General features: G+C 62.3%; 15 protein-coding genes. 10 read left to right on the plus strand and 5 right to left on the minus strand.

Annotated elements, in window-relative coordinates:
* Positions 1–2: 2 nt before the first annotated feature.
* Positions 3–1,013, minus strand: coding sequence for an AAA family ATPase (locus V9T28_RS01995; RefSeq protein ID WP_445242143.1), 1,011 nt, complete (start codon positions 1,011–1,013; stop codon positions 3–5).
* A gap of 117 nt (positions 1,014–1,130) precedes the next feature.
* On the opposite strand from V9T28_RS01995, the gene V9T28_RS02000 reads away from it, so the two are divergent.
* From V9T28_RS02000 to gnd, 5 genes are all read left to right on the plus strand, one after another.
* Positions 1,131–1,736: a DUF1285 domain-containing protein gene (locus V9T28_RS02000; RefSeq protein WP_116400753.1), complete on the plus strand. Its 606-nt coding sequence runs from the start codon at positions 1,131–1,133 to the stop codon at positions 1,734–1,736.
* Positions 1,733–2,398, plus strand: coding sequence for a CoA pyrophosphatase (locus tag V9T28_RS02005; RefSeq protein WP_116400541.1), 666 nt, complete (start codon positions 1,733–1,735; stop codon positions 2,396–2,398). The genes V9T28_RS02000 and V9T28_RS02005 overlap by 4 nt, the downstream gene beginning before the upstream one ends.
* Positions 2,398–2,664, plus strand: coding sequence for a DUF6111 family protein (locus V9T28_RS02010; RefSeq protein WP_116400542.1), 267 nt, complete (start codon positions 2,398–2,400; stop codon positions 2,662–2,664). The genes V9T28_RS02005 and V9T28_RS02010 overlap by 1 nt, the downstream gene beginning before the upstream one ends.
* The gene (locus tag V9T28_RS02015) at positions 2,664–3,890 is read left to right on the plus strand and encodes a CCA tRNA nucleotidyltransferase (protein WP_116400543.1); all 1,227 of its coding nucleotides are present in this window, start codon (positions 2,664–2,666) and stop codon (positions 3,888–3,890) included. The genes V9T28_RS02010 and V9T28_RS02015 overlap by 1 nt, the downstream gene beginning before the upstream one ends.
* 90 nt (positions 3,891–3,980) lie before the next feature.
* A complete protein-coding gene (gene gnd / locus V9T28_RS02020) occupies positions 3,981–4,961 on the plus strand; it encodes a phosphogluconate dehydrogenase (NAD(+)-dependent, decarboxylating) (RefSeq protein ID WP_116400544.1) in 981 nt (326 codons plus the stop codon).
* A gap of 58 nt (positions 4,962–5,019) precedes the next feature.
* On the opposite strand, the gene rhaI is transcribed toward gnd, so the two are convergent.
* Together rhaI and V9T28_RS02030 are read right to left on the minus strand one after the other, a co-directional pair.
* Positions 5,020–6,318 carry an L-rhamnose catabolism isomerase gene (gene rhaI / locus V9T28_RS02025; RefSeq protein WP_116400545.1) on the minus strand — a complete coding sequence of 433 codons (1,299 nt, stop codon included), beginning with the start codon at positions 6,316–6,318 and terminating at the stop codon, positions 5,020–5,022.
* A 24-nt stretch (positions 6,319–6,342) separates the two neighbouring features.
* Entirely contained in the window at positions 6,343–8,436 is a 2,094-nt protein-coding gene (locus V9T28_RS02030) for a bifunctional rhamnulose-1-phosphate aldolase/short-chain dehydrogenase (RefSeq protein WP_116400546.1), read from the minus strand.
* Here V9T28_RS02030 and V9T28_RS02035 point away from each other — a divergent pair.
* From V9T28_RS02035 to V9T28_RS02050, 4 genes are all read left to right on the plus strand, one after another.
* A complete protein-coding gene (locus tag V9T28_RS02035; RefSeq protein ID WP_158554777.1) occupies positions 8,435–8,572 on the plus strand; it encodes a hypothetical protein in 138 nt (45 codons plus the stop codon). The genes V9T28_RS02030 and V9T28_RS02035 overlap by 2 nt on opposite strands.
* Positions 8,573–8,662: 90 nt before the next feature.
* The gene (locus tag V9T28_RS02040) at positions 8,663–9,460 is read left to right on the plus strand and encodes a DeoR/GlpR family DNA-binding transcription regulator (protein ID WP_339071809.1); all 798 of its coding nucleotides are present in this window, start codon (positions 8,663–8,665) and stop codon (positions 9,458–9,460) included.
* A gap of 82 nt (positions 9,461–9,542) precedes the next feature.
* Complete coding sequence (gene rhaM / locus V9T28_RS02045; protein ID WP_116400548.1) at positions 9,543–9,866, plus strand: L-rhamnose mutarotase; 324 nt, start codon at positions 9,543–9,545, stop codon at positions 9,864–9,866.
* 14 nt (positions 9,867–9,880) lie between these two features.
* Positions 9,881–11,233, plus strand: coding sequence for an FGGY-family carbohydrate kinase (locus V9T28_RS02050; RefSeq protein WP_116400549.1), 1,353 nt, complete (start codon positions 9,881–9,883; stop codon positions 11,231–11,233).
* Between the two features lie 56 nt (positions 11,234–11,289).
* On the opposite strand, the gene V9T28_RS02055 is transcribed toward V9T28_RS02050, so the two are convergent.
* Both V9T28_RS02055 and V9T28_RS02060 read right to left on the minus strand, forming a co-directional pair.
* Positions 11,290–11,532 (minus strand): hypothetical protein, encoded by a 243-nt coding sequence (locus V9T28_RS02055; RefSeq protein ID WP_116400550.1) that lies wholly within the window; start codon positions 11,530–11,532, stop codon positions 11,290–11,292.
* A 122-nt stretch (positions 11,533–11,654) separates the two neighbouring features.
* A complete protein-coding gene (locus V9T28_RS02060; protein ID WP_116400754.1) occupies positions 11,655–12,971 on the minus strand; it encodes an MFS transporter in 1,317 nt (438 codons plus the stop codon).
* Positions 12,972–13,168: 197 nt separating this feature from the next.
* On the opposite strand from V9T28_RS02060, the gene V9T28_RS02065 reads away from it, so the two are divergent.
* Positions 13,169–13,747 (plus strand): TetR/AcrR family transcriptional regulator, encoded by a 579-nt coding sequence (locus V9T28_RS02065; RefSeq protein WP_116400551.1) that lies wholly within the window; start codon positions 13,169–13,171, stop codon positions 13,745–13,747.
* Positions 13,748–13,750 lie beyond the last annotated feature (3 nt).

Here is a 13,750-nt window from a genome sequence, read left to right on the forward strand (position 1 = left end):
TGTTAACCCAGTCTTTCGACGAGCTTGCCCAAGAGTCCTACAATCGTTTGCCCGTCGGCCGCGCGCGCGGTGAAGGTCAGCGCCATGCGGTGTTTCAGGACGGGCTCGGCCAGCGCCGCAATGTCGTCGAGCGACGGCGACAGGCGGCCGCCGATCAGCGCGCGGGCGCGCGAGGCCAACATCAAAGCCTGCGCGGCACGCGGGCCGGGGCCCCAGGCAATATGCTTGGTGATATTGGGGTCGCCCTCGCCGGGGCGGGCATTGCGCACGAGGTCGAGAATCGCGTCCACCACTTTCTCGCCGACCGGCAGGCGGCGCACCAGGCGCTGCGCGCTCATCAGGTCTTCGGCGCTCATCACCGCTTCCGGCTTCACATTGGCTTCGCCGGTGGTCTCGATGAGGATGCGGCGCTCGGCCGCCCGATCGGGATAGCCGACGTCGATCTGCATCAAGAAGCGGTCGAGCTGGGCCTCGGGGAGGGGATAGGTGCCTTCCTGCTCGAGCGGGTTTTGCGTGGCGAGCACATGGAACGGCTTAGGCAAGTCATGGCTCTCGCCGGCGACCGTCACGTGATATTCCTGCATCGCCTGCAGCAAGGCCGACTGGGTGCGCGGGCTGGCGCGGTTGATTTCGTCCGCCATCAGCAATTGCGCGAAGATCGGGCCTTTCTGGAAGCGGAACGAGCGGCGGCCACCCGGCACTTCATCGAGGATTTCGGAGCCCAGGATATCGGCGGGCATCAGGTCGGGCGTGAATTGGACGCGCCGCGTGTCGAGGCCGAGCACCAGTCCGAGCGTCTCGACGAGCTTGGTTTTCGCGAGGCCCGGCAGGCCGACCAGAATGCCATGGCCACCGGCCAGCAGGGTTACGAGCGCCTCTTCGACCACTTTGTCCTGGCCGAAAATCACGCTCGCGATGGCTTTTTTCGCCTGCCCGACCCGCTCCAGGGTGAGTTCGGCCTGTTTGGCGGCGGCGGTTTCCAGATTCATGGCGGTTTTGGGATCGGCGTTCATAAGTTCTCCTATTACCGCCTAAGGCTTTTGTTTCAAATTCATGCGACTAGATTAGAGTCACCAGCTTGAATGTCGAGCAGCAGAGTCAGGGACGAAAGGTGCGAGATTATGGCGGACATGCCGGCAAACGGATTAAACCCGCCCGGATCGATGCAGCATTTTGACACGTTGCTTCGGGCCGCGACTGTGACAGGAAAGCATGGTTTGCCGCCAGTGCATCTGTGGAATCCGCCAGATTGCGGCAATATCGACATGCGGATCGCCGCCGACGGCACCTGGTTCTACCAGAAGACGCCGATTGGCCGGCCGGCGCTGGTACGCCTGTTTTCGACGATTTTGCGCAAAGATCCGGAACGTTACGTGCTCGTGACGCCGGTCGAGCGGGTCGGAATTGTTGTGGACGACGCCCCGTTCCTGGGGGTCGAAATGCGGGTCGAACAGGGTGAGAAGGGGCAAACTTTGCATTTTCGCACCAATGTCGACGATTGGACCATGATCGACGCCGCCCATCCGCTGCGATTCGAGCTAGGCGCGTCGGCGGGGCTGAAGCCCTATTTTCGGGTGCGCGCCGATCTTTGGGCCTTGGTGAAGCGGGCGCTGTTTTACGATCTCGTAGACTTAGGCGAGGTGCGCGAGATCGACGGGACGCGGATGTTCGGCGTGGCATCCGCCGGCTCCTTCTTCCCCATGGTCCCGGCCGACGAGATCGGAGTATCGGCATGAGCGCCACCACGGAGCTTGAGCTCGGCTTTTGGCCGGATTTCCTCGCCCGCGTCAAAATGCGGCTGCTGACTGAACCGCAGGAGCGCGCGCTCGATCCGGGTTTCATGCCCGAACGCGGAGATCACACGGTTAGCCCTGGCATCATTTCGCCGCTGGAGAGCCATGCTGCCGACGCCAAGCCGGCGGCGGTGCTCATTCCCATCGTGGCGCGCGCAACCGGGCCGGGCGTGCTCTTGACGCACCGCTCCAGCCAGTTGCGCGATCATTCCGGCCAAGTCGCCTTCCCGGGCGGCAAGATCGATCCCGGTGAAACGCCACGGATTGCGGCTCTGCGCGAAGCGTTCGAGGAAATCGGCCTCGCGGGCGGTGCAATCACGCCGCTCGGCTATCTCGAGACCTATCTGACGACCACGGGCTTCCGGATCGTGCCGCTCGTCGCCTTGGTCGCACCGCAGGCGGATTTGCGCCTCAACACGCAGGAGGTGGATTCGGTCTTCGAAGCACCGCTCGATTTTCTGATGAATCCGCAGCGCCACCAGCGCCTGTCGCGCGAATGGAAGGGTATGCTGCGGCATTTCTACGCTATTCCCTATGAGCATCATTACATCTGGGGCGTGACGGCTGGTATCATTCGCAATCTCTATGAGAGGCTTTATCTCTGATGGGACGCGCGTTTCTCGAAGTCTCCGTGCTGTTTCTCGCGCCGTTCGCCGCCTATTTCGCCTGGCTGAATTTGCGCGAGATCTATCCCCTGGCGATGGAGCATTGGACGGTCGGCCGGCTTGCTTGGCTCACCTGCTGCGGGCTCGCTTTGGTGATCGCCGGCATGGTCGCCATCGGCTTCCTGGCGAGCCATCGCCAGGGACTTTATCATCCCGCTCATGTCGAAAACGGCCGCCTCGTGCCGGGCCATATGGACGAACATTGATGCGCATCACCGCATCTTTTTTGAATGACGAGCCGTTGCGGCGGCTGCTCGCCGTTTTGAACCAGAATGGCGAAGAGGCGCGCGTCGTCGGCGGCGCGGTGCGCAATGCCCTTTTGGACCTGCCTCCGGGGGATGTGGACTTAGCCACGACGGAACGGCCCGAGCGCGTCATGCAGCGCGTTGCGGCGGCCGGCCTGCGGCCCATTCCGACCGGCATCGAGCATGGCACCGTGACCGTGATGGTCGAGGGGCACTCCTTCGAAGTGACGACCTTGCGCGAAGATGTCGCCACTGACGGCCGGCATGCGGTCGTGGCCTTCGGACGCGATTTCGTGCGGGACGCCTTGCGGCGCGATTTCACGATCAACGCTCTGTCCTGCAATGCCGATGGCGAAATCTTCGATTATACCGGCGGCCTTGACGATTTGCAGGCGCGGCGCGTGCGTTTCATCGGCGATGCGCTGACTCGTATTCGCGAAGATTATCTGCGTATCCTCCGCTTCTTTCGCTTTCACGCGACCTATGGCGAGGGCCCGCTCGACCGCGCCGGCTTTGATGCAGCCATCGCCGCGCGTCATGGCCTCGCGCAATTATCGAAAGAGCGCATTCGCGTCGAGCTCTTGAAGCTTCTTGCCACTGACAGATGCTTGCCGGTGCTGCGCGAATGCAATAAGGCGGGATTCCTCAATCTGATTTTAGCGGGCATCGCGCAGCCCCTGCGGGTCGCCTGGCTGATCGCGCGTGGCGACGCCGACGCGCTGCTGCGTCTCGGCGCTTTGGCTGTGCAGGTGCGTGAAGATGCCGAGCGCTTGCGTCATGTCTTGCGCCTCTCCAATGCAGAGACGCAACGACTGGCTTTTGCCGCGGACGTTTTGGCCAAGCTGCATGGCGCGGAGCGACCGCCTTCGCCAACCGCACTACGCCGTTTGCATTTCGCGCATGGCCGGCAGGCTGTGCTGGACGGCTTCGATCTTGCGTTTGCCGAAAGTACAGGGCCGGTGGAGGACTGGGCTCGGGCCCGCGATTATCTGGCGCATCTGACGAGCCGGACCGTGCCCTTCGGCGGGGCCGATGTCATGGCGCAGGGGTTGAGCGGCCGTGCCGTCGGCGAGGCGCTGCAGAAGGCGCAAGGCATGTGGGTGGACGCGGATTTTCCCGAAGATCCGGCGACTTTGCACGCGCTTCTCCAGCAAGCCGTCGCGACGACGCGCGGGGGGGCCCACTGATCTGTGGGGCATCCTCCGTTTCTGGCATTGACTTTACCGCGCGGGTCCTCGACCTTCCGTGCCAGCTTTACCTGCGATCGGAGATTTCCCATGCAGATTGGTATGATTGGTCTGGGCCGTATGGGCGGCAATTTGGTGCGCCGCCTGATGAAGCACGGTCATACTTGTGTCGTCTATGACGCCAATCCCGGTGCCGTCAAAGCCTTGGCGGCGGAAGGGGCGACACCGGCGAGCGATCTTGCCGATCTTGCTGCCAAGCTCGCGGCGCCGCGCCATGTGTGGGTGATGCTGCCGGCGGGCGAGATCACCGAAAAGACCATTGATCAGCTCAGCACCGTCCTGTCTCCGGGTGACGCCATCCTCGATGGCGGCAATACGATGTGGAAAGACGACGTACGCCGCGCCAAAGAATTGCGGACGAAGAATTTGCAATATGTCGATATTGGCACCAGCGGCGGTGTGTGGGGCCTGGAGCGCGGCTATTGCCTGATGATCGGCGGCGACAAGGATGTGGTCGACCGCCTCGATCCGATTTTCGTTTCGCTGGCTCCCGGCAAGGGCAATGCCCTGCCGACGGCCCATCGCGACGGTCGCGATCCGCGCCCCGAGCAGGGCTACCTGCATTGCGGGCCGAGCGGCTCGGGCCATTTCGTCAAGATGATTCACAATGGCATCGAATACGGCATGATGCAGTCCCTCGCCGAGGGCTTCGACATCATGAAGAACGCCAACAGCGCCGCTATTCCCGAAGATCACCGGTTCGATTTGAACATGACCGACATCGCCGAAGTGTGGCGGCGCGGCAGCGTGATTTCATCCTGGCTGCTCGATCTTGCGGCGCAGGGTCTTGCGGACGACAACGATCTGTCGAGCTATTCCGGTTATGTGGAAGATTCCGGCGAAGGGCGCTGGACGGTGCAGGCGGCGATCGACGAATCGGTTGCGGCAGAAGTGCTGACCGCGTCGCTTTATGCCCGCTTCCGCTCACGCCAGGAGCACACGTTTACCGAGAAGATGCTGTCGGCGATGCGCAAAGGCTTCGGCGGGCATGTCGAGCCGAAGAAGGGGTGAGTGCCGAGCGAACCCTTCTCCCGCGGCGGAGCCTTGGGAGAAGGGAACATGCCATGGATCAAACGATCCCCGCCGCCGCGATACCGCTCACTGGCCGCTCTTTCGCTTTATGCGCGCGATAGTCGGCGGCGCGATACACGCCGATCGGATCGATGGCGCCGCCCGCCCGCAGGCGTGCCATGGCGAGAACAGGCGAGACGTCGGTATTGTAGGCCTGTTTCAATACCCGATGCGCGCCAAGCGCATCATTCGCCTCTTGCAACTCGCCTAACATCGCCCGGTCGACGATCAGTGTTTGCGCATAGGCGCGCTGCAATTCGATGGCGCTGCCCATCAGGCTTTCGATCGGATCGGTGACATTGTGCGATTGGTCGATCATATAGGCCGGCGCGAAGCCAGCTGCGCCGCGCTGTTTCGCATCCACCAATTCATTGAAGACAAGGAACAACCGAAACGGATCGACCGAACCCGAATCCAGATCGTCGTCGCCATATTTCGAGTCGTTGAAATGAAAGCCCGCGAGCTTGCCGGCGCGTACCAGGCGCGCGACGATCATTTCGATATTCACGTTGGGTGCGTGATGGCCAAGATCGACAAGGCATTTGGCCTTGTCGCCCAAGATCTGCGCCGCCATCAGGCTTGAACCCCAATCGGCGATCACCGTCGCATAGAAGGCCGGCTCGTAGAATTTGTGCTCGATGAACACCTGCCAGTCGCCCGGCAGCGCGGCATAAATCTCCTGCATGGAGGCAAGATAATTGTCGAAGGCGCGAGTCAAATTCGACTGCCCCGCGAAATTGGCGCCGTCCGCGATCCAGACCGTCAGGGCCTTGGAGCCCAGCGCCTCGCCGATGCGGATACACTCGACATTATGCGCGACGGCCTGCTCGCGCACCGCTTTGTCGGTGTGACTGAGCGAACCGAATTTGTAGGAAAGTTTCTGGTCCTTCTGATCCTGAAACGTGTTGGAATTGACCGCGTCGAAGGAGAGGCCCAATTGCGCCGCCTGCTCGCGCAATGCGCTCATGTCTTCGACCCTATCCCAGGGAAAATGCGGCGAGACGCTCGGCGTTGCGCGGGTGAGTTGCTGGATGGTCGCGCAATCCTCGAGCTTGTCGGCGATGCCGCGCGGCTCGCCGGTGCCGGGAAAACGGGCGAAACGCGTGCCTCCGGTGCCGACGCCCCAGGTCGGTACGGCGACGGCGAACGCGCCGACCTCACGGGTCAGTGCCTCGATGTCGATGCCGCGCCGCGCGAATTGCCGGCCGAGCGCGGCATAATCTTCCTCCAGCGCCGCAGCGCCTTTGCGATTTTGTTCCGCGACAAAATCGTCGCCGATCCTGAACGATTGCGCCATGGCGTTTCCCTTAGTCTCATAGTCTTATCGCGTGAAGGACTGAACGTTGCCCGCATCGACATTGATAATATTGCCGGTCGACTTCGCCGACATGTCGCTCGCAAGGAAATAGGCAGCTTCGGCAATGTCTTCCGGATAGACGCTGAGTTTCAGCAGGCTGCGTTGGCGATACACGTCTTCGAGGTCGTCCTCGCTGACCTTGTTCGAGGCGGCGCGCTGCTGCCGCCACTCGCCTTGCCAGATTTTCGAGCCGCGCAGCACCGCGTCGGGATTGACCACATTGACGCGGATGCCGAGTGGCGCTCCTTCCAGCGCGAGGCAGCGGGCAAGGTGAATTTCCGCCGCTTTCGCCGTGCAATAGGCGGCGGCCCCAGCCGATGCGGCAAGGCCGTTTTTCGAGGCGATGAACACGATGGCGCCGCCGACCTTCTGTGCCTTCATCAGGCGAAAACCTTCGCGCGCGATGAGGAAATAGCCGGTGGCGAGAATGTCGATGTTCTTCTGCCACAAGGCCAAGCTCGTATCCTCAACCGGCGAGGCCGAGGCGATGCCGGCGTTGGAGACGAGGATGTCGATACCGCCGAAAGCGATTGCTGCCGCATCCATGCTCGCGGTCACGGCGGCCTCGTTGGTCACGTCCACGACAACGCCGCGCACGACATCATTGCCGTATGTCTTGGCCAATGCCGCCACCGTCTCATCCAGCGCCTTCACGTCGATGTCGGCCAGAACCGCGCAGGCGCCTTCGCGCAAGTAACGCTCGATGATCGCCGATCCGATGCCGCCCGCGCCGCCGGTCACGAAAGCGACGCGCCCGGCGAGGCTCTTGGGCTTGGGCATGCGCTGCAATTTGGCTTCTTCCAACAGCCAATATTCGATGTTGAAGGCTTCCTGTTCGGAGAGGCCGACATAGGTGTCGACGCCGGCCGCGCCGCGCATCACATTGATCGCATTCACATAGAATTCGCCGGCAATGCGCGCTGTCGCCTTGTCCTTGGCGAAGGACAGCATGCCAACGCCGGGGATGAGATAGATCACCGCATTGGGGTCGCGCATCGCCGGGCTGTTCGGGTGCCTGCAGCGCTCGTAATAAGCGGCGTAATCGGCGGCATAGGTTGCAATCGCCGCGTCCAATCCGGCGATCGTCGGCTCGACGCCCTTGGCCGGATCGAAATCAAGCACCAGGGGGCGGATCTTGGTGCGCAGGAAGTGGTCGGGGCACGACGTGCCGAGCGCCGCAAGTTCGCGCAGGCGCTTCGAATTGACGAATTCGAGCACTTCGGGTGTGTCGGTGAAATGGCCGATCTTACGCTCGTCCTTCGAAATGCGGCCACGAATGAGCGGCATCAATTGCCGGGCGACGTTCTGCCGGTCGGCCTGATCGAGTGTCGTTACGGCTGCGCCGCCGAAGGCCGGTGCCGTGTTCGTCTTGGCGAGCCAATCGGCGGCCTTTTGAATGATGCGCAGCGTCTCCTCATAACAGGCCTTCGCCGTATCGCCCCAGGTGAAGAGGCCGTGACCGCCGAGCACGACGCCGACGTAATGGGGATTTCTGGTCGCCATTTCGCCAAGCTTCAGGCCGAGATCGAAACCGGGCCGCTGCCAGGGCAGGAAGCCTATTTCCTCGCCGTAGATTTCCTTGACGAGCGTTTCGGCATTGGCGGAGGCGGCGATGGCGATGACGGCGTCGGCATGGACGTGATCGACATGCTTATAGGGCACGAACCCATGCAGGGGCGTATCGATCGATGCGGCGCGGCTGTTGAGATTGAAGGTGCAATGGGGCAGCAGGTCCACCATCGCGTCCTCATGGGCAATGCCGCGATAGAGGGTTTTCAGGTGTTCGAGCTTCTGCAGGTAGAGGGTCGCAAAGCCGTCGAGCTTCATCGAGCCGATGTCGCCGCCTGAGCCTTTCACCCACAGCACCTGCACGTCTTCCCCGGTCAGGGGATCTTGCATGATCACCTTTGCCGACGTGTTGCCGCCGCCGAAATTGGTGATCCGTTTGTCGGCTCCGAGCAGGTTGGAGCGATACAGCAGCAGGCCCGGCTCATCGAGCTTTTGGGCGTGTCGATCGTCCCACAGGTTGGGCAATTGGGCGGCGAGGGGAGGGGTCATGGCAAATCCGTTGGGCGGGTCGGGGTTGCGGATTGGCCGGCACGCTAAATCGCTAATCGCTCAAGGTCAATCAAAAGTAGTCAAAATATTGCAGCGCAGCAACTTTGCTGCAGCGCAGCAAGCGATTTTGCATTGACCCCATGATCAAGATCGCTCAACTTCGCACAATGCTTTACTTGCGTAGCTATTTTGCAAACGGCTGCGCTCCGGCGTGAGGAGAAAGCACATGCACGAACGGCAGCGTTGGCAAGTCATCCTGAAGACATTGGCGCAACAGACGGTGGCGACGGTCGCCGAAATTGCGGAAGTGACACAGAGTTCGCCCGCGACCGCCCGGCGCGACGTTGCCAAACTGGCCGAGCAAGGCCTGCTGCGCCGGGTGCATGGCGGCGCCGAGGCGATCGCCAATGACGAGCCACCGGCGCTTGCGGCGCGGGCGTTCGATGTCAGCTACGCGATGAATCTCGACAAGAAGCGCGCCATTGCCGCCGCCGCCGCCGCCATGTGTTCCGACGGCGATTCCATCATCATCAACGGCGGCACGACGACCTACGAAATGGTGGAGTTTCTGGCCGAGAAGCGGATGCAGATCATCACCAATTCCTTCTCGCTCGCCGATATGCTGATGCGCACCAGCCGCAACCGCATTCTGATTCCGGGCGGCCAGATTTACCGCGAGCAGAACATCATCTTGAGCCCCTACGAGGACGACCTTTTGCGCCACCATTACGCGTCGCTCATGTTCATGAGCGCGCATGGCGTCTCGCCGATCGGGGTGATGGAGAACGATCCGCTTCTGATCCGCGCCGAGCAGCGCATGCTCGAGCGTGCCGAGCGTCTCGTCGTCCTCGCTGACAGTTCGAAGTTCAACAGCCGGGGCGGCCTCATTCTATGTCCGCTGCAGCGCATCCATACATTGATCACCGACGATGACATCGATCAACGCACCGTCGAGGCGCTACGCGCGGCCGGGGTGCAGGTCAACATCGTTCCGGTTTCGGCCCAGTCGTCATCCGCGGCATAGGCAAGAGGGCCGAGCGTCTGAAATCGACGCTCGACAAGACGCTGGCGCAGACGGCCATCATCCTGGAGTGCCAATGAAAAAGATGGATGGGATGGAACGCTTTGCCTTCGTGATGTATCTCAACCCGGGCTGTGAGGCGGAATATCGGCGTCGGCATGACGCGCTCTGGCCCGAGCTTGCATCTTTGCTGCGCGACTCCGGTATTTCCAACTATTCGATCTTCCTCGATCCGAAGACTCTGCATCTTTTCGGCTATCTGGAGCGCAGGGGCGACCATACGATGGACGCGATGGCGCAGCACCCGGTGATGCGGCGCTGGTGGGATCATATGAAGGACATCATGCGCGCCAACCCAGACGGTTCGCCCGTGGCTGAGCCGCTGCAAGACATGTTCCATCTGCCGTGAGCGTCGAGCCTAAAATGACGACGGCAGTGCTCGATATCGGCAAGACCAATGTCAAGCTCGTGGTGCTCGACGCCGCTGGCGCAACGCTGTTCGAGCGGCGCCGGCCGAATAGCGTTCTGCCGGGCCCGCCCTATCCGCATTTCGACATCGAGGCGATCTGGAGCTTCGTCGTCGCGGCGCTGCGCGATGCCGCGCGAACGGCGCCGATCGATACGATCGTCACCACGACCCATGGCGCTTCGGGCGCCTTGGTGAACGAGGCCGGCTTGGTTCTGCCCGTGCTCGATTATGAATATCCGGCGCCGTTCGAGGAGAATTTCGGTTACGCGGCCGTTCGCGCGCCGTTTGCCGAAACCCTGTCGCCGGTCTCGCCAGGCGGACTGAATTTGGGCCGGCAAATCTATTGGCAAAGCCGCAAGTTCCCGGGCGACTTTGCCCGTACCAAATGGATCCTCACCTATCCGCAATATTGGTCTTGGCGGCTCAGCGGGATCGCGGCGGCCGAGGTCACGTCGCTCGGCGCGCACACCGATCTGTGGCGCCCGCTCGCGCGCGATTATTCGAGCCTCGTCGATCGCGAGAGTTGGCGTGCCTTGTTCCCGCCGCTGCGACCGGCCTATGCGGTGCTCGGTCCGGTGAAACCCGAGATCGCCCAGGCCACAGGCCTTTCCCCGCAATGTCAGATCATCTGCGGCATTCACGATTCGAACGCCTCGCTCGTGCCGCATCTCGTCAGCCGCGCCGCGCCGTTTACGGTGATCTCGACCGGGACATGGGTGATCATCTTCGGCGTCGGCGCCGAGCCGGAGGTGCTCGATGAGTCGCGCGATGTTCTCGCCAATGTGGATGTGAACGGCAAGGCGACGATCTGTGCGCGGTTCATGGGCGGGCGCGATCATGAGATGCTGGTTCCTGCGGCGTCGGCCCCCGCAACGATGCGTGACGTCGAAGCGATCATGGCCGCCGAGGTTTTCGCGTTGCCGAGTTTCTCCGGCCCCTGCGGCCCGTTTCCCAAAGCGCAAGGCCAGGTGATCGGCGCATTGCCCTCCATGCCGGGCGCGCCGGCGGCGCTTGCGGCGCTTTATCTCGCCCTGATGAGCGATGCGTGTTTGCGGATGATCGGTGCCAAGGGCGACCTCATCGTCGAGGGAGCCCTCGCCGCCAATCACGTCTATGCGGCGATCCTTGCGGCGCTGCGGCCGGGCCAATCCGTCTTCGTCTCAAACGACGCGACCGGGACAAGCCATGGCGCGGCGCTGCTAAGAGATTGGTCCGCCGCCCATGCGGCACCTGATGTGCATCGTATCATTCCGGCCGAGCTTCCTGGGCTTGTCGCGTATAAAGCGGCTTGGGATCGGCATATATAAAAAAAACCGCCCCAGGGGGCCTGGAGCGGGGGACACTGGTTCTGGCTGCGTTGAGTTTATTGGCCAACTGCGTCGGACACGCATTTTTTCGTGAAACTGGTCTTGGCCGCGCCGGCGAGTTTCTTGGCTGCGGCTTGCGCGTCGCAGGCGGCGGTGGCGTCCTTGGTGCATTTGGTCACGAAGCTGGTTTTCGCCGCACCGGCGAGCTTTTTGTTCATCGCCTGCACCGAGCAGCTGTCGTCCGCCAAAGCGGCAGTGGCAAAACAAGAAATAACTAAAATCGCACAAAAACGAAGCATCTGACTCTCCCTTCAGTTTGGCCCACGCGGGGTTGCAACTGAAGGGAGGCTACGAGCGAAGCGCGAAAGGGTCAAGGTTCCTGCACAGCGAATTCGTCTGTAGCGCAGGCCCTGACGCAACATTACGCTGGCGCAGGGGCCGTTTGTGTTTGCGGCGCTTGGACCGGCGCGCGGCGCAGCCGGCCGATGGTGAGGACGATTGCGGCCGCGAAGATGCACAGGAGGCCCGAGGCGAAAAACGCCGGCAGGTAGGTCTCATACACCGTGCGCGTGAGGCCTGCGCCATAAGCCGCGCAGGCCGCGCCCAATTGATGGCCGGTGAAGATCCAGCCGAACACGAGATTGGTGCGCTCGCGGCCGAAATATTGCGATGTGAGCTTCACCGTCGGCGGCACGGTTGCGACCCAGTCGAGGCCGTAGAACACCGCGAAGATCGACAGGCCATAGAACGAGAAATGCGTGTAGGGCAGGAAGATCAGCGACAGGCCGCGCAGGCCGTAATACATGAACAGGAGCCAGCGGCTGTCGTAGCGGTCGGAAAGCCAGCCCGAGCCGATCGTGCCCATGAAGTCGAAAATGCCCATCATGGCCAGCATGCCGGCGGCCGCGGTCGCAGCGAGGCCGAAGTCGCCGCACAGCGAGACGAAATGCATCTGCACGAGGCCGTTGGTACTGGCGCCGCACACAAAAAACGTCAGGAACAGCACCCAGAAGGTCCAGGTCTTCGCGGCATCGCGCAATGTCGTCAACGGGGTCAGCAGCAGGGCGCCGAAACCGCCCGCGGCGTGCGGCGTGTCCGTGACGTTCGTCTCGCCATAGGCAGGCAAGCCGAGGTCGGACGGACGATCGCGCATGAGCAACGCAACCGCGCCGATCACTGCGATCATCATGGCACAGATGATGCTAAGGGCCGCGCGCCAGCCATAATGCTCGGTGACGCTCGCCAGCATGGGTAGGAACACGAGCTGTCCGGTCGCCGTGCTCGCCGACAGCATGCCCATCACCAGACCGCGCCGGGCCGTGAACCAGCGCGTCGCGACCGTCGCGCCGAGCACGATGGCCGTGAGGCCGGTGCCGATGCCCACAACAACGCCCCACAGCAGGATGAGCTGCCAGATCTGCGTCATATAGAGCGACACGAGCATGCCCGTGCAGATGATAGTGAGCGCCGTCAGAGCGACGCGGCGCAGGCCGAATCGGTTCATGAAGGCGGCGGCGAATGGCCCCATCAGGCCGAACAGTACCAGGCGGATCGCCAAGGCCGAGGAAATTTGCGAATTTTCCCAGCCGAATTCCTTTTGCAGCGGGCCGATGAACACGCCCGGTGCGCCGACGGCCCCTGCAGTCGCCAGCATGGTGAGGAAGGTCACGGCGGCAACGACCCAGCCGTAATGAACATCGCGGCGCCGCAGCGCGGCCGCGAGCGGAGTGGAGAGCATGAACAAGAGTCTTTCGTCGGTTGAAACTTCAGAAGACGGAGCGGCGTGACGGCCAAAAACCATCTCGCCCAAAACGACAACCCCGGCAGATTGAGGCGTTGAAAACATTTAGATGATGGTCATCATTATCATCATCATTGATTATAGATGTCAAGTATCATATAAAAAGCTCGCGTGAAATTTTTTGGAGACGGGCGATGCGGGTCAGCCGGGAACAGGCGGCTCAGAACAAGAGCCGGGTGATCGATCTTGCTGGACAATTGTTCCGCGAGCACGGGTTCGACGGTGTCGGCGTGGCGGATGTGATGGCCTCGGCCGGCCTTACCCATGGCGGTTTCTACCGCCAATTCGAGTCCAAGGACGACCTTGCCGCCCAGGCCTGCGACCGCACGCTGCAGGAATGCGTCGTACGCTGGCACGAGGAGGTGGAGGCGAAGCCCGAGCAGGCGCTGCGCGACATCGTGACCCGCTATCTAGCGCCCGCAAGCCGCGACGATCCGAGCCAGGCCTGCGCGCTCACCAGCCTTGCGGCGGAAGTGCCACGCCAGAACAATCCGGCGCTGACCGAGAGCTTCACCAGGGCGTTGAAAGGATTTGCCGACGCGCTGGCCAAAGTCGGGCCGGAAGACACCGACGAGGCGCGGCGCCAGCAGGCGCTGACACGCATGGCGGGACTGGTCGGCGCCGTGATTCTCGCCCGGACCGTATCGGATCGCGCTTTGTCTGACGAGATTTTGGCTGCGGCGCGCAAGGGCCTGACCGCCCCGCTGGGGTGATTT

Source organism: Methylovirgula sp. 4M-Z18 (assembly GCF_037890675.1).
GTDB lineage: Bacteria > Pseudomonadota > Alphaproteobacteria > Rhizobiales > Beijerinckiaceae > 4M-Z18.

Excerpts from the sequence above, each read along its gene's own strand:
- rhaI (WP_116400545.1), bottom strand. The coding sequence starts at position 6,318 with ATGGCGCAATCGTTCAGGATCGGCGACGATTTTGTCGCGGAACAAAAT.
- V9T28_RS02060 (WP_116400754.1), bottom strand. The coding sequence starts at position 12,971 with ATGCTCTCCACTCCGCTCGCGGCCGCGCTGCGGCGCCGCGATGTTCAT.
- V9T28_RS02065 (WP_116400551.1), top strand. The coding sequence starts at position 13,169 with ATGCGGGTCAGCCGGGAACAGGCGGCTCAGAACAAGAGCCGGGTGATC.
- V9T28_RS02035 (WP_158554777.1), top strand. The coding sequence starts at position 8,435 with ATGGCAAATCCGTTGGGCGGGTCGGGGTTGCGGATTGGCCGGCACGCT.
- V9T28_RS02015 (WP_116400543.1), top strand. The coding sequence starts at position 2,664 with ATGCGCATCACCGCATCTTTTTTGAATGACGAGCCGTTGCGGCGGCTG.
- V9T28_RS02040 (WP_339071809.1), top strand. The coding sequence starts at position 8,663 with ATGCACGAACGGCAGCGTTGGCAAGTCATCCTGAAGACATTGGCGCAA.
- rhaM (WP_116400548.1), top strand. The coding sequence starts at position 9,543 with ATGGATGGGATGGAACGCTTTGCCTTCGTGATGTATCTCAACCCGGGC.
- V9T28_RS02010 (WP_116400542.1), top strand. The coding sequence starts at position 2,398 with ATGGGACGCGCGTTTCTCGAAGTCTCCGTGCTGTTTCTCGCGCCGTTC.
- V9T28_RS02000 (WP_116400753.1), top strand. The coding sequence starts at position 1,131 with ATGCCGGCAAACGGATTAAACCCGCCCGGATCGATGCAGCATTTTGAC.
- V9T28_RS02050 (WP_116400549.1), top strand. The coding sequence starts at position 9,881 with ATGACGACGGCAGTGCTCGATATCGGCAAGACCAATGTCAAGCTCGTG.
- V9T28_RS01995 (WP_445242143.1), bottom strand. The coding sequence starts at position 1,013 with ATGAACGCCGATCCCAAAACCGCCATGAATCTGGAAACCGCCGCCGCC.
- gnd (WP_116400544.1), top strand. The coding sequence starts at position 3,981 with ATGCAGATTGGTATGATTGGTCTGGGCCGTATGGGCGGCAATTTGGTG.
- V9T28_RS02055 (WP_116400550.1), bottom strand. The coding sequence starts at position 11,532 with ATGCTTCGTTTTTGTGCGATTTTAGTTATTTCTTGTTTTGCCACTGCC.
- V9T28_RS02005 (WP_116400541.1), top strand. The coding sequence starts at position 1,733 with ATGAGCGCCACCACGGAGCTTGAGCTCGGCTTTTGGCCGGATTTCCTC.
- V9T28_RS02030 (WP_116400546.1), bottom strand. The coding sequence starts at position 8,436 with ATGACCCCTCCCCTCGCCGCCCAATTGCCCAACCTGTGGGACGATCGA.